Raw genomic sequence first — 23,159 nt, forward strand, 5'->3', positions numbered from 1 at the left:
GAGTCTGTTGATAGGTCACCTGCCGCGTCACGTAGGCGACAGATGACATGTCAACAGATTCTAGACTCTTTGTATTCTGCCTTCTATAGATGAAGTGAAGGGTTGCGGTACTTTTTTAATGTAGTTCATGACAGTATCTTGATCGCTATCGCCGACTTTGATTATTGTTCCTCGCTTCATCACTGAAAATACTCCACCGCCAGTAGCCAGGAAATTATTGGTGGCGATGGTGTACGTTTTATTCTTAATCAGTGGTTTGTTTTGATGGAACAGGGTAATGATTCGATGACCTAATGGTTTTTTCAGGTCATAACTATAAGTCAGACCGGAAATTTGCAGCATGTTGTCATAAGGTCCTATCCATTGTTGTTCCAATAGATCATAAAGATCTTGCCCTGTTAAGGTAACATTGACAATCTTGTTTCCGAAAGGAAGAACAGCGTATATATGCCCCCAATTAACCAGACCCGATTTTATGTCATCACGCATGCTGCTTGGATTGGTCAGACCTATATCCGCATTCATTTCATTTTTAAAGGCATCGGCTATCAGATTGCCCAGGTTGGATTCACCCTCATCGTTTTGTTTTCTTAATAATGAGTTTTGAGCTGTTCCGATGTAACTGTTGATTATGGGTTCTATTGTGTCTTCAGCTAATTTAACCAACTGTAGTGCTTTTTCATCAGGCTGTGTTCCAGGACCGCGGTTCGCATAGGTCGTGATAATTCGAGCAGATTTTTGTTTTAGTTTATGACTCGTAGCATCTATTTTCAAGCTGACTTCCGCTATCGCGGCACTGTAACTGTATGCCTGGGTAACCAGAATATTAACCCCATTATGATTGGGAATATAGGCATTAAGAAATTGATGGGTATGACCGGCCATCACCACATCCACGTCATCATCTAATTGTTCGATCACTTTATTAATTTCACCATCAACTTGAGAATTGCTTCTGGTATCTCCTTCGTAGGGAGCCTGATTGCCTCCTTCATGAATGAGCACAATAATGACTTGAGCTCCTTGGGCTTTCATTTCGGGAACATACCGGTTTATGGTTGGGGCTTCATCCAGAAATTTAACTCCTTTGGCATTATCAGGGAACATGGAACCCGCTGCATTTTTTAATACAGCCCCTATAAAGGCTACCGGAACACCATCAATAACTTTAATGACATAGGGAGGGAAAAGAGGTTTTTCGGTTTGATCGTCAACAATGTTGGCAGATATATACGGATAGGCTGCACCGGGATAAGTTGGCAAAGAAATCCAGTGGTCTGTTGGCGGATTTTCTGTGCCATAAATAAGGTCGAACATCGCTTTTTGGCCTTTATCGAATTCATGATTACCCACCGTGGCAACTATATTGCATAGGGGGTTCATGCGCGCTTCGGTACTGCAGTGTCTATTGCCCAAGCTATTAGTAAACAGAATGGTGGGCTCATCATGAAGTATCCCTGAAGAAGGAGGGGATGCTCCTACCTGATCGCCCATGATGGTGATTATGGTTCGATCTTCCATTCCTGATTGGGCTTGCTTAATGTATGCTGCGAGCACGGCAGCTCCACCAACGGGCTCATGTTTAACCATTCTTCCTGTACTGATTTGGCCATGAAAATCATTAATTCCCAATATTTTTATTTCGATTAGAGGGGAGTTAGTGGAGGAGGGGGTATTGGTGGCGTTGAGAGTTGTTAAAAGTACAGTGCAAAAATACAAAGTCAGAGCACTGATTAATTGTTTCAGCTTCTTATTATAGTACATGATATATCTTATCCTTGAAAATATAGAGCAGGCAGTTATTGGTCTCAATGCAGGACGTTTGGTATTCCTTTCAGCTTATTGTTACTGTCCTGGACTTCCTCAATAAAACAACAAATAGTACCAGCCTTTTTTAAAATAAACAGCGAGTTGGCTGGGAAATCAGCGAGAATAATCGAGCTCCAGGAGGGATTTATTGATTAGCCAGATGTGAGGAAATGGATCAAGAGCTATCAAGACGGATAGGGTTTAACGAAATAAGATGAGAATGATTGAACGCTTTCTTTTATTGCTGATACTCTTTGGCCCCGGCAATAATCAGCTTGTATACACGTTCACTGATAATACCTTGCTCAAATTTTGCTTTTGCGTCCCAGGTCATTAATTGACCTTTTTGGCGTACCAATTTTCGAGTGGCAGAAGTGACATCGTTCGGATCGCCCTCAAGTAGAATGTCCCTGACTTCTTCGTCAAAAACCAGATACTCTCTTAATGCAACCCGTTTTTCATCAACTGTAGGAACCAGCTTTTGCCAGATACACAGCCGGATGGTTTCCAGAATATCAATGGTTCGTCCCAAACGTTCTTCTCCAGAAAATGAAGTAACCAAACGACGCATGGTTTCTGCAACACCTGAGGTATGCAGTGTGGTGTAGACCGGATGCCCTGTAAGTGCAGCTTCCAAAGCCGCGCTTATTGTTTCGGCATCACGACACTCACCCACCATAATCAAACGTGGTTTTCTTCTTAAGGCATTTCGCACCCCATCCGCGAAGCTGGGCAGATGTCGGGGAATTTCAGATTGGCTGACCACAGACGATATGGTTTCAATTTCATCATAAACGAATTCTATGGGCGACTCATAAGTTAACACTTTTCGGTTGGAGTCAGCGGTTTCAATTAACTCGCGGATGATTGATGCCAGAAGAGTTGATTTTCCAGAACCCGTTGCTCCTGTAATGAATACAATGCCTTCCTGTGGCGCTATGGCTTCCAGTATGTTATCTGGAAGATTCATACTGCTCAGATGAGGGGGAGTAGTTGGAATGGTTCTTAAGGTCAATTGAATGGCATCATGTCCCTCAACCAGACAGGCTGTACCATTGACCCTGTATCGATAACGAACCCCACGATTTGGGCGAAATTCATAGTGAGTATCGATGTCTTTACCCGATAAAAGTTGTGTGGTGGCGTTGGGGCCATAAATGGCATTGATTAAATCGCCTAACTCCGTATTGGATAAACGTCGATTCGTAATCTTTAGTAATTTTCCGTAGACTTCAGCGTAGATAGGCTCACCAGTCTGTATGGTAATATCCGACGCATTTAAACTTTCTGCATGCTCCAGCATTCTATCCATGAATACTGGAGTAAACCGTGTGGGCTCATCAGGCATTAAGTTAATATTAGTCATAATTCATCGTTAATTTACTGGAGCAATGGTGGGCTGCCAGGATTTATTCGTTATGATAATTTTAGACTGATTCGCAATTTTTTCCATATTTTTAAACTGTTCCAGTGCATTTTCGTCTTTGGCAACGGCCGCTTTCCACTCATTGCTGTTCACATTGAGTGCTGGCAAGGCAGTAATTCTCAGTACTCTGTCATCTATGTGGATTTCAGAACCATCTCCGGTGACGCCCAGATCAGTATGAGAGACGTAGGGTGGAGATACCATATTCATGGCTAATAGTTTCCGGTAGAGAATCATTCCACCAAAATCTTCCTTAATTCGCGCTATGTTTTCTTCAAGAATGGTATTGGCTTGTTCTATGCCATTTCTCCATCCTTTTGCGGTATAAATGCACCATAATTCTTTTTCAGCTTTAGTTTTAGGCAGTAGTGTGGAATTAGGCGCTTCGGGTTTTACATAATCCATCCACAAATACTGACGCCAGGTAGGCGGCGTAGTGATAAAATGGGCTTGTTTGGCTACTTTATAGGTGCGGTCGGAAACGCGTATGCTCTGAGCATCCGCCAGATTCAGCGTGTTTCTGCCTTCAAGTAATACAGGGGGTAATATATTATGCTCAAGAACAAGAGAGTTAAAATCGTAAATGGTGTCCAGGTTTCTCGCCTGTTTGGTTAAATCTTGGTCAATGATTTTTGCGCGCCATGCTAATCCTGCCTGTGCGCCTAGACTGAGCGCAATATCTTTCAGCGCCATTTCCCGAATCTTGCTCATCTTTTTCTTGGATTGAACCCGGGTGTACTTGGAATTAGCCATGGATTGAATACCTGCCAATGAGCCTGTATCTCCCAGATTTCCTCGGGAAGACGTACAGGCAATCAGCAAGGCTGACAGTATAATGGTTAAACTAGGAATAAATTTTGGCATAGCGCAATTCAACAACCTGACTGTTAGGGTATACATGAATATTGGCTTTTTTACCTGCCTGGTAGTCAATATTACGAAGTAATTCTGCCAAGCTTACGTCTTTTAAGCTTAGACTTATTAAAACGGGTACCGCTGGTACTTGTCCCAGAACACGTAATTTAAAATGAGCTGCCTTGGCTACTCGGGCAGTGAGTTCTTCTATTGGGCCTGACCAGTCAACACTGGCTCTTGCTTGCATGTTATAGGCATTGGGTATTGTCAGTGTATTGTCTTTACTTGGCGGCGTAATCACTTTTTCAATTCGAGCCATTTCAAGCATTGAGTCACTTACGGACACAGCGGCTTCTGCCAATTTAATAGTAGCATCGTCACTGGGATTATTAACGGGTGGTTTTCTCAATGTACCAGCACAGCCGACCAGCATGGCTGAAACAATAAACATCATGACAATCTTATTGCTCATTCAATGTTCTTTTATATCTAGGAGTATTAGTTTGATTGAAACAGGAGCACGGCTCCTTGTCAAGATATTGTTGTTTAGAGTTTTTTAAATAAACCAAACAGGACTTGTCCCGCTTGTTTTAATTTTAATTGTTGCCAGTGTTGTTCATCCAGCTCAATCGCTGTTGGTGATTCAATATAAACAAGACCTCCTTGCGGCAGGAGCTGCTTTTGATGGATGATCTGGATGCATTGCGGGATGTAGTTTTTTGCAAAAGGAGGATCTAAAAAAATAATATCGAATTGTTGAGTACAATGCTGCAAATAAGACAAGGTATCTGCTTTGACCAGCTTTAAAGCCGGATGGTTAAAGTGAGCAATAATCTGGCGCAGACTGGCATGAGCGAGTGGAGACTGCTCAATAAAGACCACTTCTGATGCGCCTCGTGAAAAGGCTTCGAGGCCCAGAGCGCCGCTACCTGCAAATGCATCCAGGCAGCGAGCTTCCTTGATATCCATCATTAACCAGTTGAAAAGCGTTTCCCGAACCCGATCCGGTGTGGGTCTTAAACCCTCTACATCGGGGAACTGGATTTTTTTGCCTCTGAACTGGCCGCCTATAATACGAATGCTGTGTTTCAAGATTGTCCTACTGTTACGAGTAATAATTTGTCAGGATTGACTTGTTCTTTGAATGCTTGCCTGATTTCATCATGAGTAACGGCATTAATTCGTTGAACGTATGTATCTAAATAATTTTCAGGCAAGTGGTAAAAGGCCATACGTAGTAACAATCCTGCTATATTCCGGTTACTGGATAATGACAGTGGAAAGCTCCCGGTTAAGTATTTTTTTGCGGAATCCAGTTCTTCTTTACTTGGTCCATTGGAGATAAAACGATTCAAGGTGTGATGAGTAATATCCAATGCATTGGTCGCTTGATCGTTCTTGGTTGATAAACTGATGATAAAGGGGCCTTCACCGGGCATGGGCACAAATTGACTGTCCACGCCATAAGTCAATCCTCGCTTTTCTCTTACTTCAACTCCCAATCGTGACACGAGGGCACCGCCTCCCAGAATATAATTACCTACGATAAGAGGGAAATAGTTCGGGTTGTGGTGATCAATTCCAATCTGACCCAATCGGACCACAGTTTGTGAGGAGGGGAAAGGAATATTGATTTGTTCTGCATTATTTAACTGATTGGCTTTTGGAATGGCCGCTGCTGATTTTCCTTTAGGCAGCTCTTTGGTTAAGAGATCTGCTAATTGATGAGCCTGTTTCTTATCCAGTGCCCCGACCATAACAAGAACTGCATTATTGGCTACATAATAGTTTTTGTAGAATTCGACAACCTGTTTCTGGGTAATGCCGCTCAAAGTAGGAATGGTACCATTAACCGGATGAGCGTATGGATGCTCTTGATAGAGCGTTTTAAAGAAGTTAATGCTTGCAACATCATCCGGAGATTCATCAACCTGTTCTATAGACATTAGCTGTTGCTGTTTTTCATCTTCAAATGCGCGATCCGGAAAATCAGGATGGTTAATAATTTGGTTAAATACTTGGGTTGATTGTTGCAAAGCGTCTTTACTGGTCAGAGTCCGCAAGTTAAAAACGGCCATATCCCTGCTGACTTCAACATCAAACTGTGCGCCTGTATCCGCTAGAGCTTCGGCAATAACTGTCGCATCTTTACCTCCATTGCCTTGATTCATCAGATGTGCAGTTAGTGCGCTAAGTCCATAGTGAGAGCCATCGTAGGCCGATCCAGCGGCAAAGGCCATGCTGATGTCCAGCATGGGCACTTCCATGGCTTGATAGAATACAACCTGTACCCCATTAGAGGTAAGCCATTTTTCAGTTTTAAAGGTATTCGCAATGACATTTTGTGAACAGAGTACAATCAGAGCTGTAATGAATGCATTGAATTTTCTCATGATTTTACCTCATTTTTGTTCGTGGGCTTTAATTCTGCTTCAGTCATATTCGGCTCCTGGAAATACCGCTGAGCAGTTTTCTGAATTTGTTCTGGTGTAATGTTGTTAATTGCTTCAGCATAATTGTTGGTATTTCTCCAGCCAATACCCACCGTTTCTAACATACCCAACTCCATGGCCTGGCCAAAAATGGAATCCTTTTCAAATGTTTTTTGAGCAATAATTTGATTTTTAATTCGCTTCAGTTCTTTTTCGCTTACCGGGGTAATCTTTAACGAATTTAACTCAGCAAGAAGCCCCTTTTTCAGATCGGCTACCTGAGCATTCTGGCTGGGTGCGCCATACATAATAAATTGGGTCTGATACCGTGCATACAGATTATAATAGACGTCTGCTCCTGTGGCTACACGGCTTCCTCTTATCAGGTTTTTTGCAAATCGCGCACTTTCTCCTGAGTCCAGGATGCCTGCAATCAGTTCTAATGCATAAGGCTCCCAAGCATTTTGTGCTGTTTTAACGCTGGGAACTGTAAAGCCCATCATGAATAAAGGCAATTTAGCTGGTGCTTCTATGACTATCGATTTCTTACCCAACGCAGGCGGTTCAATCTGAGGTTTTCTTTCGATAACGGGTTTTTTGGCAATGGATCCAAAATAGTGTTCCGCAAGAGCATGCACTTTCTCGGGGCTTACATCACCAACGACCACCAGGGTGGCATTGTTGGGTGCATAATAAGCTTGATACCATTTTTTTAGGTCTTCGACGCTCATCTGCTGCAATATATTCATCCATCCAATAACAGGGTGGTTGTAGGGGGCTGATAGGTGGGCAGTTGCCAGAAAACGCTCAAAAGCCAAGGCTTGCGGGTTGTCATCGGTACGCAGACGACGCTCTTCCTGAATCACTTTGATTTCTTTGGCAAATTCATTAGCGTCCAGGAGTAAATTGTTCATTCTGTCCGCTTCCAGTTCAAAGCTGGTGGCTAATCGGGATGCATCGATTTTTTCGAAGTAGGCTGTGAAATCATTGTTGGTGAAGGCATTTTCCTGTCCGCCTTGAGCCGCAATCGTTTTGGAAAATACGCCCTGAGGAAATTTTTTCGTCCCTTTGAACATCATGTGTTCAATTGCATGGGAAACACCAGTCAATTCGCCTGGCTCATCTGCCGAACCAACGTTGTACCAGATCATGGAAACAGCAATCGGTGCGCGATGATCTTCCTTAACCAATACTTTTAATCCATTATTCAAGATATACTCTTGAACTTGGCTAAAGGTCTGGCAAGATAGTACCATAAGCAGGGTGATAAGTATTTTGCGCATAAATTAACCTCAAAGCAAAAAAGCTGATAGAATTTCATATTTCTCGGGAATTGTACACTAAAATGATTAAATGGTTTAAACGAAATCAAGACTCAGCGCCTATTGAGGCCTCTGAGCAGCCTAATATTCCAGCAGAAGAGCGTTTGGAAACGTCGCCTGACTCCGAAATTGAAGCAGTGGAAACTGAAAAACCGCTGGCCAAAGAGGGATTATTTGCGCGCCTGAAACGAGGTTTAAGTAAAACCCGGCATCAGCTGGGAGATGGTATTGGCCGTCTGTTGCTTGGAAAAAAAGAAATCAGCCATGACTTATTGGAAGAATTGGAAACCTTGCTCATCAGCGCGGATTTGGGAATAGATACTACTCAAGCCGTTTTGAAACAAATTACCGATGGTTTGGAGCGAAAACAATTATCGGATGGGGATGCAGTCTATGAGGCCTTGAAACTACATTTACAGAACATTTTGGGGCAAGAAAAACAACCTCTATCTCTTGAAACTCCCGATCATTCACCTTTTGTTCTGTTAATGGTTGGGGTTAATGGCGCGGGTAAAACAACCACTATTGGCAAACTGGCAAAACAATTTCAAAAACAAGGCAAAAAAGTGATGCTGGCTGCTGGCGATACCTTCAGAGCTGCTGCAGTGGAACAATTACATGTCTGGGGGGAACGAAATGACATTCCTGTAATAGCACAGCATACAGGTGCAGATAGTGCTTCGGTAATTTTTGATGCTCTTCAGGCTGCCAAGGCTCGAAAAATGGACGTGTTAATTGCCGATACAGCCGGTCGTTTACATACGCAAAATAATTTGATGGAAGAATTAAAGAAAGTAAAAAGGGTGTTACAGAAAATAGATCCCCATGCGCCTCATGAAACCATGTTGGTTCTGGACGCGAGTATAGGGCAAAATGCCCTGAATCAGGCACGTCAGTTTCATGAAGCGGTAGAACTAACCGGGATAACCATGACCAAGCTTGATGGAACAGCCAAAGGCGGGATATTATTTGCCATAGCTAATGATTTAGGGATACCATTTCGTTATCTGGGTGTTGGTGAGGGCATAGAAGATTTAAGGCCCTTTGATGCAGCGCAATTTGTCGGTGCAATATTCAATGATGATCACATTTGACCAAGTTACTAAACGTTATCCGGGCGGCTTCGAAGCATTAAGTCAGGTGAGTTTTTCCATGCAAAAGGGCGAAATGGCCTTTCTTACGGGGCATTCTGGAGCTGGCAAAAGTACTTTTCTTAAATTGATTGCTTTATTGGAGTGGCCAACATCAGGTCAATTAATCGTGAATGGCCTGAAGTTAAATCAGCTTAAAAAAAGAGATGTTGCTGCCCATAGAAGCCATTTGGGAATTACTTTTCAATCCCCTCATTTGCTCAATGATCGGACTGTCTTCGATAATGTTGCCCTTCCGTTGCAAATTCAGGGAGAACCTTATCCTATGATTGCCAAGCGCGTGCATGCAGCTCTGGATATGGTCGGTTTGTTAAGTAAAGAAAAAATGCTGCCGGTGCATCTTTCCGGGGGAGAGCAACAGCGCGTGGGGATTGCTCGTGCAGTAGTCCATAAACCGGCATTGCTACTGGCTGATGAGCCAACAGGAAATCTGGATCCCAAATTGTCCTCTGAAATCATGTCTATTTTTGAACAATTCAATCAGGTTGGGGTAAGCATTCTGATAGCAACACATGATTTGGCTCTGATAGCCAGAATGAAGCATCGTATCGTGATGCTTAAAGGGGGACGGCTGTGTTAAAAAGGACGCGATCTTTATTCGTATATCATGCTCAGGCTGCCGCGCAAAGCTTGAATTTGTTGTGCCGGAAGCCTTTGGGAACGATGATGACCGTAGTCGTTATTGCCATTGCTTTGGCTTTACCCGCCCTTTTTTGGGTGTTTACCGATAATCTTGGAAATTTGACTATTGGATGGCAACAGGGCGGCCATATTTCATTGTATTTGAAACCCTCACTGACTCAAGCCGAGCAAATGCAATTGCAGGAGAAGGTACGCAGCACCGAGGGAGTTGGCCAGGCCACCTTAAAATCGTCTGAGGAAGGATTGTCTGAATTAACCCAACAGGAGGGGATGCATGATATTATGCGGTACCTTCCTGAAAATCCTTTGCCTTCTGTCATTGAAATCGTACCCGCACTGGTTATTGATTCGCCAGCAAAACTGGATCTGCTCTCAAGGCAATTAAAGGCATTGCCAGGAGTGGAGCAGGTCAAGCTGGATATGGAATGGATTAGTCGATTGCATGCCATCCTGGGCTTTGTAGCCAATTTGGCCAATGCGCTTATGGCTTTACTAGCATTGGCTGTTGTTTTAATTATTGGTAATACCTTGCGCCTTGCTATCCGGAATCGGCAGGAAGAAATCCAGATATTAAAACTAATTGGTGCTACTGATGCGTTTATCCTCAGGCCCTTTCTATACTCTGGCATTTGGTATGGGATGGCCGGAGCCATTTGTGCTGTGTTTTTAGTCAATATATTTATTTTGAGCTTAGGTATTGTAGTGAACCAATTGGCCATTGCCTATCAAATGCATTATCCGCTTGCAGGGCTGTCAATAAGACAAATCTTGATACTTGTGCTTTTTGCGATTATACTCGGGTGGCTTGGAGCTCGATTGTCGGTGAAAAGGCAACTGGCTTCTATAGAACCTTATAATTAGTGTATAATCTATTTGATAATTACTTTAGTGTTGATGACTGGAGGAAGTAGTATGAGTCAACAGTTGCAACTCGCTGCAATGAATCTACCCGTAGGTAGTCTTGATTCCTATATTCATCGGGTAAATCAAATTCCAATGTTGAGTTTGGAAGAGGAAATTGCTTGTGCGGAGCGTTTTCATGCTGAAGGAGATATTGAAGCGGCAAGACGCCTTGTTCTTGCTCATTTACGTTATGTGGTTCGAGTAGCTCGAGGCTATTTAGGTTATGGTTTGCCCTTGAATGATTTAATTCAGGAAGGTAATGTCGGCTTAATGAAGGCAGTAAAACGTTTTGATCCTAAAATGGGCGTCCGTCTTGTTTCTTTTGCAGTGCACTGGATCAAAGCAGAAATTCATGAATTTGTTTTGCGTAATTGGCGTATTGTCAAAATTGCAACAACCAAGGCACAGCGCAAATTATTTTTTAATCTTCGCCAAATGAAAAATCGCTTAGGCTGGTTTAGCAATGAAGAAGTGGACGCTGTTGCTAAAGATTTGGGCGTGAGCCGAGAAGATGTATTAGTGATGGAGCAGCGTTTAAACGTCATGGACTCGCCGTATGATGCTCCTGAAGCGGATGAGCATGATGATGCTTATAAAGCGCCTGAGCGGTACTTATTCAATGTTAATGATGATCCTGCGTTAATGCTGGAAAAAGAAGATACTGGTGATCAAGGCCGTGAGCAATTGATGTGCGCTATGGAACAGCTTGATGAACGCAGCCAGGATATTCTTCAGCAACGTTGGTTAGCCGAAGAAAAATTAACCTTACATGATTTGGCTGAAAAATATGGTGTATCCGCAGAACGTGTCAGGCAGCTTGAAAAAAACGCCATGAAGAAAATTCGTCAATTCATGGAAGGCTAAGCTTCTTTTAAAAAACGATTTAACTTAAAAAATCGCTGACCAGTTGTTCTACCCGTTCATCCATTAATACGCTTACATGGTCTGCATCAGGTAGTAATGACAGGTTGGCGTTTTTATATTCTCTGCAAAAAATAATGGACTCCCTCGGCCGTACGGTGCTGTCGTTCTTTCCGTGAATGCATAAAAAGGGAGTATCGGGAGTCTGGGAAGTAAAATATCGTAACCGAATTAATTTAGGATCAATTTCTGCCTGCTGACGGATTAACTGGCGCAGTTGCAAATAACCATGTCCACTGAGCTTCAAGCGTCGTGCAATCGTATTAACAGGAGTGCGCATTTGAGTTGGTGATGCAATTAATACAACACGATCCGGCCTGGAATTTAACTGCCATTCAGGAAGTTGACCTGCTAAATTTAAAGTACTTAACAACATCGAACCACCAAAAGAATGCCCGATTACGGCATGAAACGGGCCATATTGATTAATCGTTTCTTTTAAAATTGCAACGGCGTCAGTCCAGGGTAGTTGTAAACCTCGTGCCTCACCATGCGCTGGGAAATCAAGGGCATAAACCTCATAACCTTGCAGATGCAGGGTTCTGATCAAGCGGACCATATAAGCAGCGCGCGACATCCAGCCATGTGAAATCAGAATCTTCTTGCCATTAGGTGTTTTTGCTGGAGCAAAGCGATGAATGACATGATGGCGAGGTTGTTCTTTGTGGATCACTTCGCTGCGTTTTACTTCGATATACTCACATGCCATTTTGGCAAAATCCCGATATTTTTTTTCCAAGGGAAAATGAAGGGGAGTAATGAACAGTTGATAGCAAAGCTGTGCATGTAAAAAATCTCTTATGTATGTGAGTGAATTGGTCATCATGATGATATTCCCCTCAGGTTTTATTTTAAGTTTAGACCAAAATTACAAGGAGAGAGGACTGGATGTTGGTGAAATTTATCAGGACGATTGGAACTCTTGTTTTGCCAGAGTCAACCTAGTTTAAAGGGTTACAATGATAATTAATTCAGTTAAAGTAAAAAAGTAGCTTATTTATATCTCACTCATAAATGGATTTAGGAGCGTCTATGTATACTGAACTCGTTAAAACGGCACATTTTGTAGCTTTAGAACCAGTTTTTGGTGAAAGTGAACCAACCGATAATATTGAACAGCCTGATCATGATGTACTTTACGATACTATTCGTCAGGGCGATCTGGAACGGACTCTACAATTGATGGCTGATGGAGTAGTACTGAAAAGTAATGATTATACTCCCTTTATGTTGGCATGCTTCTATGGTCATTTGGATTTAGTACAAGCACTCTATTCGGATAATGCTTTGAATGAGCGAGACGTATACGGCAATACCCCTTTAATTCATGCGGCATGGAATGGTCATACGGAGGTAGTTCAATGGTTAGTTCGTGAAGGAGCAGATGCAAACGCTGTAAACATCAGCGCTGACTCTGCCTTGTTCGTCGCATTGCGATTTAAACATCCTGATACAGCCAGATACCTGCTGACTTTGAAGAATATTAAAACAGATAAGCCTAACTCCCTGAGTTATACACCATTGGTCATAGCGCTGGTTTATGGATACCTCGATATAGTCGATATCTTATATAACCAAAATGTGGTCTTAAATACTCAGTACACAGAAAATAATACACTACTGCATATGTGCGCGATGATTAACAATTTATCCTCAATGCAGTGGCTGCTGGAACATGACGCCAATCCGTGGGTTAGTAACAGTCATCATATGACTCCGGTACGAATTGCTGCGTCGCGAGGATATACCGAGATGGTCGGCATCTTGATTGCAAAAATGAAACATCACTATCTATTTTCCGAGGAACTGGAGCACGTACTGTTAGCGGCTGTTAGCCAAGGTCATGAAGACATATTGGATTTAGTACTTACTCATAAGAAACAGTTCTCAAGCATCATGATTCAGGTTGCGTTGCTTCACTCCACAATAACCAATAATTGGAATATGGTGTCCAGAGTACTGGATATCAATCCAGAAAAAGCGTTAAAACGAATTAACAAGCATTATGATTATGGTGATTTTGAGTACAACTTCGGTAATACCTTACTGCATTCAGCAGCAGTGAACGGACATTTGCTCATGGTGCAAAATTTGATAGCACGAGGCGCTAAGACGAATGCAAGGAATGACAACAATGACTCGATTTTGCATTGCGCTGTTCGCAGTGGAAACATTGATTTGGTTCGATGGTTGTGTCATCAGTATGTGCCTGTCAATCAGCAAAATGAACAAGGCAATACCCCATTGCACTTGGCCGTTAAAATGAAAAATACCTCAATGGTGCGTTGCCTGTTGCTTTATGGGGCACGATTTAATAGTGAAAACAAACACAAGAACACAGCTGAGTTTTTAGCGAAAGGAACACCCGAATTAGAGCAATTATTTCAAGAAATGAGAACTAAAGATCTGAACAGTTTTGGTTTAACCGATCTGCATCTTGCTGCTACCATTCATGAAGAAAAAGCATTGTTACAGATTTTGCCTTTGCATCATGATTTCAGTTTGACATCAGAGGACGGACTTACACCAATTGAAATTGCCGCGCATATGGGAAACTCTGGGACATTGGCGATTATGTTGCTTTGGGAGGCAAAAGGAGATAGAAACGCTGCCAAAATATTAGCCAAAGAAATGAAAGGGCATTATGAAGCGAAATCATCCATGTACTTAGGTATAACGAATGCAATAAAATCAATTGACAGCTTTCCTGCTCACCGTCTGGACGCATTAATCACGTTGTATAACTCCTGCCAAAAGGTGAATGTTGATACTAAGTCCGAACCCGTCCAGGATGAACGAAAAGTTAATCATTCTTCATCACGTTGGAGAGGCTTTTTCTGTATTGATGCAGCCTCCGCCAGTAGCATTAGCAAGGAATTAGTGGAGGAAACTGTGAATGATTTTACTACGAAACATTAAATGCGTTTAGTGCTGCGTGTCCTACGTTGATTAAGAAATTGCATCATCAACTATGAGTAATCGGCTACCCCTTCAATAATCAGTCAGCAAATCCACTTCTGAACTTGAGAACTCTCTTGAGTTCAGAGGGTGGTTATAAACGTAAATAGAGTGATAAATAATTCTGTTGTTCATCCATTATAAGCCAGGATAAAGGATTTTCTCCTGGGTTTATTGGGCAATGTATATGAAATTGGCGACAGAATGATACTATTGTCACTCCGCGTCAAAATAAAACAAACATTCCTGGTTTACTGATGATATTAACCAAAATACTGAAAAAAATCATTCTTATCAAAAAAGGCAGCCAAAATACTGATACTCAGAACATGAGTGCAGAGATTAGAATTCACGTCCAGCTTAGGGACAAACTACATCAGGAAAAAGCAAAACGTCGGTTAGAGCGATTATTGATAAGAGTTCAGCAAGAAAATGGTTCTAACGCTGCGGATTATATCGCTCGAATCTTTTTTAAAGATCAATCAGGCGAGAGAGATCGTGCATATGCGGCATCAAGCAGCCAGGTAGATACTACGATTTATTCACACTTAAAACCCCGCATGCCTCATGAGAACAAAGCCCTTTATCAAAAGATACTTCCGCTGTGTCAATTGGCGTATCTTGAAGAGCGAAAGGGAATAGCAAAAGAGCATGCCTGGAAATTATCCTGCATTTTTGATAATGAAAAAGCGGTTTATCAGTACCTCATTAATTTTCCTAAAGGAAATAAAGTCAAACATTTAGTTTATGATGCCTGCCGGTTTGATATACCTCCCATGGAGCAGAGTCATTTCGCCATGTGGAAAAAAATGGCTCAGATGAAAGCAAACATGCTGAATCCACGCTTTAGAACACTACTGGCTCATGCAGTGGCCATAAAGCGAATTAGCTCATTAGGTTCGCCTGCTCGTATAGAGATGCAACACATTAAAGACAAGGAAAAAGAGCTGGCAAAGGTAAGCCGCATGTATCGATCACTTGTGCAAACTCCTGTCCAAAACCCAACCTTGGCTGATAAAGTAACACGTACAGGTCGGGTAAACAGTTTAAGGCAAGAACAATCTCGCTTGTATTTGCAATTGGCAGCACTTGCCAGAGGCATATCCCTGGATCAGGCATCTTTGCTTGTTTTACAGGCTTTTTATGAAGAGCATGAATTACAGAACCAACTCGCACAACAATTCATGATTGATCATGGGATTAATGTAAAAAGTATCGCCCTGTTTAATTCGTTGGACCGAAATAATGATGATAAGGCTATTCCTGCTATTACTCTGAAAGGCTCAGATGTGGGTTATCCCGGCAAATATTTGACCAAACTAAATACCTCAAACGTTCGAGAAGCGGCTCTTGCGGTATGTCTTGGCAAAATGACCTACTGCTGTCAATCTTTGGATAGTAAAGCAATTGACTGTGTGATACATGGAATTAAGTCACCAAATGGTGCTTTTTATGTGCTGTTTGAAGGCGATGAAAATCATCCCAATTTGAATGATCCTGTTCTTGCACAGGCCTGGGTTTGGAGAAGTACTCAGGGTGATCTGTGTCTTGATTCGATAGAAGCGATACCCAGAGTCTCTTCGAGTTTGGTTGCCACCATGTATCGTTACCTGGGTTTACTCCTTTGCGAAGATAAGGGGATCAACCGAGTCAACACAGGAGAATCCAGTGGTATTACAGATCGTGTGTCACTTTCCACTTATCCTGCCGTCACCTTAAAACCAGTTGATTATCAGGGGTACAGGAGTTCAGAAAGACAACGTTTTTTGTATGAAAAATCAATGCCGTATCTCTATTACAATCAGAGTGAAACCGTTAAGTTTCAGCACATTGTTGAGCATAGAATCCGAGCCCTTTTTTCTCATCAGTTTAGTCTTACTGAACCCTTGATGAATAACGAGCTCTTGAAAAAAACAATTGCTTTCTTTATTTACTCAGGACAAGACAAGCCCTGGCATTTTCCCTTCGATTTATTGCAGGATTTAGCTGGAAAACGATCCGGGGAATTTGAGCAATTGCTCGCTGTTAATCGGGCTTATTATAATTTTTTGAATGAAAATCCATTGGCGGTTTCTTTAAATGAGGTGTTGGAGTGGGATAAAAAGGGGGCCTATATTGGCTCTTTGAATGAGAATGGATTAAGTCCTTTGCATTTGGTAAAAATGATGCGTGAATTAAAACAAGTCATTTATAATTTTTTAAATGAAAATCAACAATCTGCACCTTATTCTTTTGCTCGTCCAAGAGATGCCTCATTGTTCTTGACCGAAGAGAATTATTCTTTTTTTAAAAAACTGATTCAATTTGTTTTGGAGAATCAACCCTGGGATGAATCAGAGGCTCTTATTCGTATGGTTTCGGGGATTTTATCTGTGGATGAAAACATTACTAAACGGCATCTGGCAATTTTTAATCTTTTTTCTAAACGCAGTACGTTTCATCTTGTTCGTCCAATGCTAGGTTCCGGTGTAACACCATTACACCTGGTTGCACCTAAGCCGTACCTGTTGAGCGCTTTTCTTAAGAGGATTCCCAAGAGTCAAAGGCTTGAGGCCATTTCATTTCGGAATCATTATGGCTTTAGTGTATTGCATTTAGCGATAGCCTACCCTGAATCATTAAAGGTAATTCTAAAATCATTAGCGGCAAACCAAATACTGGACGTCATTCGAATGTCTGATTTTTCTGGCAGAATGACATTGCATTTGGCGACCGCTCATCGAGAATCATTGAGAATTCTTCTTGAATCGATTCAGCATAATGAGACGTTAGATGCCATTAGACTTCCAGATCGTCATGGCAATACTCTTTTGCATGATGCTGCCGCTTATCCTGACACGCTGAATGATCTTCTTGAGCTCTATCCACAAGCTCAAAAGCGAAACGCAGTTCGATACGCTAATCATGAAGGCAATACAGTCCTGCATCAGGCGACCGTTCATTCTGAATCGTTGAGAATTCTTCTCAACCTTTATCCAGAACAAGAAAGGCTTGAGGCTCTTAGTGTGAAGAATAGTTCAGGTGCTTCTGTATTAAATTTAGCGGGAAAAAAAAGGGGATTAATTAGAACCATCATTGAATTACTGCCCGAAGACCAAAGGCTTGATGCGATCATATTAGCGGGGATATCGAACAATATTCAGGCATCTGAGACGCCATTCTGTCTCGAATCACCAGAAAGAACTACGGGTTCTGAAGACGAGCGTCAATATGATGATGAAGACGAAAATAGCACATTTGATTCGGTTAAAGAGGAAGAAACTCTGTTGCATCAGTGTACCACCCCTGATGCACTCAGTGCTTTTTTGAATGGTCTTACTGAAACGCAAAAGATTGATGCAATATGCCAGTTTGATGAAAGTGGGTATACGATACTGCATCGATTTGCGATGAAACCTGATTTGTTGAGAATTCTCCTGGCAGTTTTGCCTGAATCTCAAAGGCTTAAAGCGGTCAATACAGTGAATCATTATGGCACTACGGTGCTGCATTTGGCTACAGAAGATAGGGAATCGTTGAACATGGTTCTGGAGCTTTATTCCGAAGACCAAAAACGCGATGCTGTCCTTAAGGTTAATGAGTATGGGCGCAGTGTGTTGGATTATTCTGTTCAAACTTACGAATCACTGCGAATTATTTTGGAGCTTTTCCCGCAAGCTCAACGGCTTGAGATCGCACGTCAGGTTGATCCCCATGGTCAGACCTTGCTGCACCAGGTTGCAACCCATTCCAAATCGTTACGATATGTTCTTGATCTTTATCCCCAGGAGCAAAGGGTTGAGGCAGTGTGTCAAGTCAATGATTGGGGTAAGAGGGTGTTGGATTATGCTGCATCAAGTAGAAAATCATTGCGAATTGTTTTAGAACTTTTTCCTCAAGAGCAACGAGTTGAAGTTGTTTGTCAGGAAAATAGTGATGGCCATAGTTTGCTAGACGACCTATTGTATAACGCTAAGTCCATGGCTGCCATTTTCGATCTTTTATCTGAAGCTCAATGGCTTGATGCCATTTTTCAGAAAGACAATGGTGGTTCTATGCTGTCAAAACTCACACTGCGCAATCCAAAATTGCTGAGAGCCCTTTGGGAAAAGATACCTGAGGATCAAAGGTTTGGCATAATGAGAACATCTAGTCCTTTTGGCTGTAGCTTGTGCATGAAGCAGCTTCAAACCCTGAACTGGCGTTTATCTTGTTCGAACTGATTTCAGTAGAGCAAAGGTTAGACGCTATTCGCGAAGTTTATGACAAAAGGGTGACGCTGTTTATACACGAATTAAACCCTGAGTCATTGAAAATCATTTTAGAACTGATACCGGAATCTGAACGTCTTGATGCGCTTCTCTCGGTAAGTGTATCCGATACCGGTCTTTTGTTTTTGTCCAAGAGCCATCAAGACATACTGGCTTCTGTTCGGGATTTGATACCAGAGCTGAGGTTATCCAGGCAAGCATTGTCATCAACATCAACAAATCCCTATGCATTCTTTTCAGCAGAGGTTGCTTCAACATCTGACGAAAGCAACAGGCACATGCCTTGCTTAGTTTAACCCTTTGAGTTTTCTGGATTGAATCAACCAGTTCTGTACATGACAAAAAACCTGTCTTGCCCGCCTGTGTGGGCATGATGGTTTTTTTATCTACGGAGGCCCAATAATTTGTTTTATTGACAAATAAGCAGTCAAAATGATTAAATCGACTCTATTTTAATTTAATTACGGGTTTATGGTGTTTACAACTTATTCAAGTAAAATAAAGGCATTTCGAGTTATTGCAGAGTATTTGAATTTTGGTGAAGAAGTAATAAAACTAAATCAGCTACGCAAACAGTCCGATATAATGGAACTTGTTGGACACCCTAAAAATCCTCGTCTTCTTAAGGTCAAGGATCCTGCCAAGACTCTGTTTTTAACGTTCAGCAGTCAATTGCACGAAGTGGAGTTAGCCCTTTTGGATGAAGTTCAATCGCGTTCCAATTTAGGTACTGCCAGAAAAGTAGCAGAAATTTGCCTGAGTGATCAAAGTGATGAAGCGAAATTGGCTGAATTATCATCCTGTCTTGAAACGAATGTACAAAAAACCGAAAGTGGCTTTAAACTGGGCTTTTGAGTTTGGGATCCGGTAACACATCATTCAATTTCAAGGTTTTCAAAGCGAAGTCCATTAGGGCGTGTTGACAATTGTCAACACGCCCTAAAATGAATTATCGTTCTTGAATTACTGGACTTTTATTCTATTTGTCCTAGACTATTTTCATTATTATTTATAAGGACAGAATATGTATGAAGCAAAGTGTATCTATCATCATGGGGCTGAGGAATTACATGGATTTTTAGCCTTCGATGAACAGAGTACCACTCCTCGTCCAGCAGTGATTGTTGCCCATGATTGGACTGGCCGTAATGATTTTGCGTGCCAAAAAGCCAAAATGCTCGCTGAAATGGGGTATGTTGGATTCGCTTTGGATGCATACGGTCAGGGTCGACTAGGTGCAAGCAATGAAGAAAAAATGGCTTTAATGCAGCCTTTGATTGGTGATCGCGCCTTCTTGAGGGATCGCTTGCTTGCTGCATATCATACAGTGGCAGCACGACCTGAGGTGGATAAGACCAGAATTGCGGTAATTGGTTTTTGCTTTGGTGGTTTATGCGCCCTTGATTTGGCACGCAGCGGAGCTGACCTTAGAGGTGTTGTGACTTTTCATGGTATTTTAAATAAACCCGAACATCTTGAATCAGAACACATTAAAGCGAAAATTTTGGTCTTACATGGTTATGATGATCCCATGGTCAAACCCGAGCAAGTGCATGCTTTTTGTCAGGAAATGACAGAGGCCAAAGCTGATTGGCAAGTTCATATGTATGGACATGTCCAGCATGCATTTACCAATCCTCAGGCACATGATGCGTCATTGGGATTGGTTTTTAATTCGTTGGCGGAGCAACGTTCACTATTGGCCATGCGTCACTTTCTGCATGAGATTTTTTAATTAATCGCTTTAAGGGGCTTAATGTTTAAAAAAATCCTCATAGCCAATCGGGGCGAGATCGCATTGCGTATTGTGCGAGCCTGCAAGGAACTCGGTATTTCCACTGTAACAATTCATAGTGAGGCGGATCGTTTTGCGCTGCATGTAAAACGATCATCTCATTCTCATTGCTTAAGCAAAAATCCACTTGAAGCCTATCTGAATGGGCGACGGATTATTGAATGTGCCAAGGCTTCCGGATGTGAGGCCATCCATCCTGGATATGGTTTTTTGTCTGAAAATGCGGAATTTGCCAAAGACTGTGAAGAGGCTGGAATTGTATTCATTGGCCCACTTTCTTCTGTAATAGCAACGATGGGTTCCAAGATTGCTGCCCGTGATGCTATGAAAAAAGCGGGCATACCTACTATTCCGGGCAGTGAGGGTAATCTTGATTCAATTGATGCTGCCCTTGCCTGCGCAAAAAAACTGGGATATCCAGTGATGCTCAAAGCTACGTTCGGTGGCGGTGGTCGAGGGATCCGATTATGCCATGATGCAAGCCAGGTCACACAACAATTTGAAAGGGTGCAATCCGAAGCAGAGAAGTCCTTTGGCGATGCGCACATTTATATGGAGAAATTTATTAAAAATCCTCGCCATATAGAAATTCAAATTCTGGCGGATCATTATGGAAAGGTGCTGCATCTTTTTGAGCGAGATTGCTCCGTGCAACGCCGCCATCAAAAGCTGGTAGAAATAGCTCCCTCACCCAATCTGGATCCACAAACCAGGGAGCTTCTTTTTAGTTATGCCCTCAAAGGCGCTAGAGAAGTGGGATACACCAACGCAGGTACTGTCGAATTCATTTTGGATGATGAAAATAATGTGTATTTTCTAGAAATGAATACTCGTTTACAGGTTGAGCACCCCGTTACCGAACAAATTACTGGCGTTGATATTGTTCAAGAACAAATTCGGATCGCTGCTGGCGAACCATTATCAATGAATCAGGAACACATTATTTCCAGAGGGTATGCAATAGAATTTCGTATCAATGCAGAAGACCCGCAGAATGATTTTTTACCCAGTTTTGGTCGCGTAACCCGTTACTATGCCCCGGGAGGGCCAGGTGTGCGTACTGACAGTGCCATTTATACCGGTTATACCATTCCGCCGGATTATGATTCCTTATGTGCCAAACTCACTGTTTGGGCTCTTGACTGGCCTTCAGTATTGCATCGATCGCGCCGTGCCTTGGAAGAAATGCGCCTGTTTGGGGTTAAGACGACTATTTCGTACTATCTTGAAATGATTCAATCCATAGAGTTTCAGGAGGGGCGATTGACGACCCATCTGATTGATTCTCATCCTGAATGGTTAAAATATTCAAATAAATCATTACCTAATCATAAAGCGGCAGTAATTGCAGCAGCTATTGCAATGTACAGCCAAAACTCATAACCCAGAGCTTGTGTTTATCTACTTTCCGGATACATGAGACAAAATAATGGACATACGCTGTTCAACCGATACTGCGGGAAGCTCAATCAGTTCATAGCCTAAATGATCATAGGCCTCGTAGATTAATTCCCCTATCTTTAGAGCACTCGAATCATCTTCCACTCGAACAGCATCATGCTCCAAAGGCAACTGATGGCAGTAGAACAGCTTTTTATAACGAATACGCTGGCACGAGTGAGCGACTTGATCTGCTTTGATATTATAATAGCGAAAATAACCCAGGCTATCGGGTGTTCCTCTATCAAAAAAAATGAGTTGATTGGTTTGTAATCGCCGCTCTCTTTTTAGCGCGATAGCCAGTATTCCCCTTTGAAGTCGCAAGTTATCCTGTTTTATATTATCCAGAGTGAGGTTGGTTTCCAACAAACCTTCAATGTAGTCCCTCGCGACTTCGGGAGCAATGGTATAGCCAGCGTTTGCTAATTGGTTAATTAAGGTCGTTTTACCCGACGAAGGTGCGCCTGTAATGACATACCAATTAGTCTGGATCATCAGATTTGATAATTATCAATTAAACGTATTTTATCAATAAACACTGCAGCAAATTTCCTGCCCAGGTATTCTTCAACGTATTCCACAGTGACTCCCTGTTCTTCTAGCTCTTTTATTATCATTACACAAGGTTTGTTCTGATGGAATATCTGTGCAAACTTCTCGGCACGTTTTTTTTGCTCGCTTGATAAACGGTTATTTCGTGAACTGTAGGCCAAACCACTTTCTTCTCGAACCGTTGGACACGCTTTAATATCAACATTCATGAACAGGGCTTTGACCATGCCTTGAATAAGCAAATACTGTTGATAATCCTTTTCACCAAAATACGCCCGGGTGGGGCGTGCTATGTTCAGTAATTTCATGACCACGGTCAGAACACCATTAAAATGGCCTGGCCGGTGTTTGCCTTCCATTAATTGGCACAGCTTATTTTCTTGGATCTGATAGGTATAACCATCAGCATACATCTCTTTGTCATTGGGTAAAATACAAAAATCCACTCCGGATTGAGCCATTAATTCGAGATCAGCATCCAACGTTTTTGGATAATGATTAAAATCATCAGGATTGTTAAATTGAGTGGGGTTTATAAACAGACTGGACACGGTACGATCATTTTCTTCCCTGCTTTTGGACAATAAGGATGCATGTCCGGCATGCAGATTGCCCATGGTTGGGACAAATCCCAAGCTAAGTTCGGTGGATAAACTGTTGCGACAATTTATCCACTCATCAATGTTATGAAAAATGTGCATGA

The 23,159-nt window shown here is 42.1% G+C and carries 20 protein-coding genes; 10 read left to right on the forward strand and 10 right to left on the reverse strand.

Annotation, left to right across the window (positions count from 1 at the left end; translation table 11 throughout):
* Window positions 1-60 precede the first annotated feature (60 nt).
* From ELY21_RS09740 to ELY21_RS09770, 7 genes are all read right to left on the reverse strand, one after another.
* Window positions 61-1,764 (reverse strand): bifunctional UDP-sugar hydrolase/5'-nucleotidase, encoded by a 1,704-nt coding sequence (locus ELY21_RS09740; protein ID WP_127109028.1) that lies wholly within the window; start codon window positions 1,762-1,764, stop codon window positions 61-63.
* A 283-nt stretch (window positions 1,765-2,047) separates the two neighbouring features.
* On the reverse strand, window positions 2,048-3,157 hold the full coding sequence (gene dotB / locus ELY21_RS09745; RefSeq protein WP_028383325.1) for a Dot/Icm type IV secretion system ATPase DotB: 1,110 nt from the start codon (window positions 3,155-3,157) through the stop codon (window positions 2,048-2,050).
* A gap of 27 nt (window positions 3,158-3,184) precedes the next feature.
* Complete coding sequence (locus ELY21_RS09750) at window positions 3,185-4,099, reverse strand: type IV secretion system DotC family protein (RefSeq protein ID WP_127109030.1); 915 nt, start codon at window positions 4,097-4,099, stop codon at window positions 3,185-3,187.
* On the reverse strand, window positions 4,080-4,562 hold the full coding sequence (gene dotD / locus ELY21_RS09755) for a type IVB secretion system lipoprotein DotD (RefSeq protein WP_028383323.1): 483 nt from the start codon (window positions 4,560-4,562) through the stop codon (window positions 4,080-4,082). Before dotD ends, ELY21_RS09750 begins: the two co-directional genes overlap by 20 nt.
* A 74-nt stretch (window positions 4,563-4,636) precedes the next feature.
* The gene (rsmD, locus tag ELY21_RS09760; RefSeq protein WP_127109032.1) at window positions 4,637-5,182 is read right to left on the reverse strand and encodes a 16S rRNA (guanine(966)-N(2))-methyltransferase RsmD; all 546 of its coding nucleotides are present in this window, start codon (window positions 5,180-5,182) and stop codon (window positions 4,637-4,639) included.
* The gene (locus tag ELY21_RS09765) at window positions 5,179-6,483 is read right to left on the reverse strand and encodes a pitrilysin family protein (RefSeq protein WP_127109035.1); all 1,305 of its coding nucleotides are present in this window, start codon (window positions 6,481-6,483) and stop codon (window positions 5,179-5,181) included. Before ELY21_RS09765 ends, rsmD begins: the two co-directional genes overlap by 4 nt.
* Window positions 6,480-7,805 carry a pitrilysin family protein gene (locus tag ELY21_RS09770; protein WP_127109036.1) on the reverse strand — a complete coding sequence of 442 codons (1,326 nt, stop codon included), beginning with the start codon at window positions 7,803-7,805 and terminating at the stop codon, window positions 6,480-6,482. Before ELY21_RS09770 ends, ELY21_RS09765 begins: the two co-directional genes overlap by 4 nt.
* A 62-nt stretch (window positions 7,806-7,867) precedes the next feature.
* On the opposite strand from ELY21_RS09770, the gene ftsY reads away from it, so the two are divergent.
* Genes ftsY through rpoH form a run of 4 tightly spaced genes read left to right on the forward strand, consistent with a single transcriptional unit; the run spans window position 7,868 to window position 11,404 of the window.
* On the forward strand, window positions 7,868-8,938 hold the full coding sequence (gene ftsY, locus ELY21_RS09775; protein WP_199741690.1) for a signal recognition particle-docking protein FtsY: 1,071 nt from the start codon (window positions 7,868-7,870) through the stop codon (window positions 8,936-8,938).
* Complete coding sequence (gene ftsE, locus ELY21_RS09780) at window positions 8,925-9,575, forward strand: cell division ATP-binding protein FtsE (protein WP_028383318.1); 651 nt, start codon at window positions 8,925-8,927, stop codon at window positions 9,573-9,575. The genes ftsY and ftsE overlap by 14 nt, the downstream gene beginning before the upstream one ends.
* Complete coding sequence (ftsX, locus tag ELY21_RS09785) at window positions 9,569-10,498, forward strand: permease-like cell division protein FtsX (protein ID WP_127109040.1); 930 nt, start codon at window positions 9,569-9,571, stop codon at window positions 10,496-10,498. The genes ftsE and ftsX overlap by 7 nt, the downstream gene beginning before the upstream one ends.
* A gap of 51 nt (window positions 10,499-10,549) precedes the next feature.
* Entirely contained in the window at window positions 10,550-11,404 is an 855-nt protein-coding gene (gene rpoH / locus ELY21_RS09790; protein WP_028383316.1) for an RNA polymerase sigma factor RpoH, read from the forward strand.
* A gap of 19 nt (window positions 11,405-11,423) precedes the next feature.
* Here rpoH and ELY21_RS09795 read toward each other — a convergent pair whose 3' ends face one another.
* Complete coding sequence (locus tag ELY21_RS09795) at window positions 11,424-12,287, reverse strand: alpha/beta hydrolase (protein ID WP_127109042.1); 864 nt, start codon at window positions 12,285-12,287, stop codon at window positions 11,424-11,426.
* A gap of 206 nt (window positions 12,288-12,493) precedes the next feature.
* On the opposite strand from ELY21_RS09795, the gene ELY21_RS09800 reads away from it, so the two are divergent.
* The 6 genes from ELY21_RS09800 to ELY21_RS09825 all read left to right on the forward strand — a co-directional run bounded on the left by ELY21_RS09800 (window position 12,494) and on the right by ELY21_RS09825 (window position 21,847).
* Complete coding sequence (locus ELY21_RS09800; protein WP_158618542.1) at window positions 12,494-14,380, forward strand: ankyrin repeat domain-containing protein; 1,887 nt, start codon at window positions 12,494-12,496, stop codon at window positions 14,378-14,380.
* Between the two features lie 296 nt (window positions 14,381-14,676).
* A complete protein-coding gene (locus ELY21_RS09805; RefSeq protein WP_127109046.1) occupies window positions 14,677-18,621 on the forward strand; it encodes an ankyrin repeat domain-containing protein in 3,945 nt (1,314 codons plus the stop codon).
* Entirely contained in the window at window positions 18,609-18,965 is a 357-nt protein-coding gene (locus ELY21_RS09810) for a hypothetical protein (RefSeq protein WP_127109048.1), read from the forward strand. Before ELY21_RS09805 ends, ELY21_RS09810 begins: the two co-directional genes overlap by 13 nt.
* Before the next feature lie 175 nt (window positions 18,966-19,140).
* Window positions 19,141-19,524, forward strand: coding sequence for a hypothetical protein (locus ELY21_RS09815; protein ID WP_127109050.1), 384 nt, complete (start codon window positions 19,141-19,143; stop codon window positions 19,522-19,524).
* A gap of 169 nt (window positions 19,525-19,693) precedes the next feature.
* Window positions 19,694-20,404, forward strand: coding sequence for a dienelactone hydrolase family protein (locus ELY21_RS09820; protein WP_127109052.1), 711 nt, complete (start codon window positions 19,694-19,696; stop codon window positions 20,402-20,404).
* A 21-nt stretch (window positions 20,405-20,425) separates the two neighbouring features.
* Window positions 20,426-21,847, forward strand: coding sequence for an acetyl-CoA carboxylase biotin carboxylase subunit (locus tag ELY21_RS09825; RefSeq protein ID WP_127109054.1), 1,422 nt, complete (start codon window positions 20,426-20,428; stop codon window positions 21,845-21,847).
* An 18-nt stretch (window positions 21,848-21,865) separates the two neighbouring features.
* Here ELY21_RS09825 and ELY21_RS09830 read toward each other — a convergent pair whose 3' ends face one another.
* Both ELY21_RS09830 and panC read right to left on the reverse strand, forming a co-directional pair.
* A complete protein-coding gene (locus ELY21_RS09830) occupies window positions 21,866-22,399 on the reverse strand; it encodes an AAA family ATPase (protein ID WP_127109056.1) in 534 nt (177 codons plus the stop codon).
* Window positions 22,399-23,157 carry a pantoate--beta-alanine ligase gene (gene panC, locus ELY21_RS09835; protein WP_127109058.1) on the reverse strand — a complete coding sequence of 253 codons (759 nt, stop codon included), beginning with the start codon at window positions 23,155-23,157 and terminating at the stop codon, window positions 22,399-22,401. The genes ELY21_RS09830 and panC overlap by 1 nt, the downstream gene beginning before the upstream one ends.
* Window positions 23,158-23,159: the final 2 nt, after the last annotated feature.

It is taken from the genome of Legionella sp. km535 (assembly GCF_003990085.1).
In the GTDB taxonomy this organism is placed as follows: Bacteria; Pseudomonadota; Gammaproteobacteria; order Legionellales; family Legionellaceae; genus Legionella; species Legionella moravica.

What these genes read in the sequence shown, in the direction of transcription:
- ELY21_RS09740 (WP_127109028.1), bottom strand. Translation starts at nt 1,764, where the DNA reads ATGTACTATAATAAGAAGCTGAAACAATTAATCAGTGCTCTGACTTTG.
- dotB (WP_028383325.1), bottom strand. Translation starts at nt 3,157, where the DNA reads ATGCCTGATGAGCCCACACGGTTTACTCCAGTATTCATGGATAGAATG.
- ELY21_RS09750 (WP_127109030.1), bottom strand. Translation starts at nt 4,099, where the DNA reads ATGCCAAAATTTATTCCTAGTTTAACCATTATACTGTCAGCCTTGCTG.
- dotD (WP_028383323.1), bottom strand. Translation starts at nt 4,562, where the DNA reads ATGAGCAATAAGATTGTCATGATGTTTATTGTTTCAGCCATGCTGGTC.
- ELY21_RS09765 (WP_127109035.1), bottom strand. Translation starts at nt 6,483, where the DNA reads ATGAGAAAATTCAATGCATTCATTACAGCTCTGATTGTACTCTGTTCA.
- ELY21_RS09770 (WP_127109036.1), bottom strand. Translation starts at nt 7,805, where the DNA reads ATGCGCAAAATACTTATCACCCTGCTTATGGTACTATCTTGCCAGACC.
- ftsY (WP_199741690.1), top strand. Translation starts at nt 7,868, where the DNA reads ATGATTAAATGGTTTAAACGAAATCAAGACTCAGCGCCTATTGAGGCC.
- ftsE (WP_028383318.1), top strand. Translation starts at nt 8,925, where the DNA reads ATGATCACATTTGACCAAGTTACTAAACGTTATCCGGGCGGCTTCGAA.
- rpoH (WP_028383316.1), top strand. Translation starts at nt 10,550, where the DNA reads ATGAGTCAACAGTTGCAACTCGCTGCAATGAATCTACCCGTAGGTAGT.
- ELY21_RS09795 (WP_127109042.1), bottom strand. Translation starts at nt 12,287, where the DNA reads ATGATGACCAATTCACTCACATACATAAGAGATTTTTTACATGCACAG.
- ELY21_RS09800 (WP_158618542.1), top strand. Translation starts at nt 12,494, where the DNA reads ATGTATACTGAACTCGTTAAAACGGCACATTTTGTAGCTTTAGAACCA.
- ELY21_RS09805 (WP_127109046.1), top strand. Translation starts at nt 14,677, where the DNA reads ATGATATTAACCAAAATACTGAAAAAAATCATTCTTATCAAAAAAGGC.
- ELY21_RS09815 (WP_127109050.1), top strand. Translation starts at nt 19,141, where the DNA reads ATGGTGTTTACAACTTATTCAAGTAAAATAAAGGCATTTCGAGTTATT.
- ELY21_RS09820 (WP_127109052.1), top strand. Translation starts at nt 19,694, where the DNA reads ATGTATGAAGCAAAGTGTATCTATCATCATGGGGCTGAGGAATTACAT.
- ELY21_RS09825 (WP_127109054.1), top strand. Translation starts at nt 20,426, where the DNA reads ATGTTTAAAAAAATCCTCATAGCCAATCGGGGCGAGATCGCATTGCGT.
- ELY21_RS09830 (WP_127109056.1), bottom strand. Translation starts at nt 22,399, where the DNA reads ATGATCCAGACTAATTGGTATGTCATTACAGGCGCACCTTCGTCGGGT.
- panC (WP_127109058.1), bottom strand. Translation starts at nt 23,157, where the DNA reads ATGCACATTTTTCATAACATTGATGAGTGGATAAATTGTCGCAACAGT.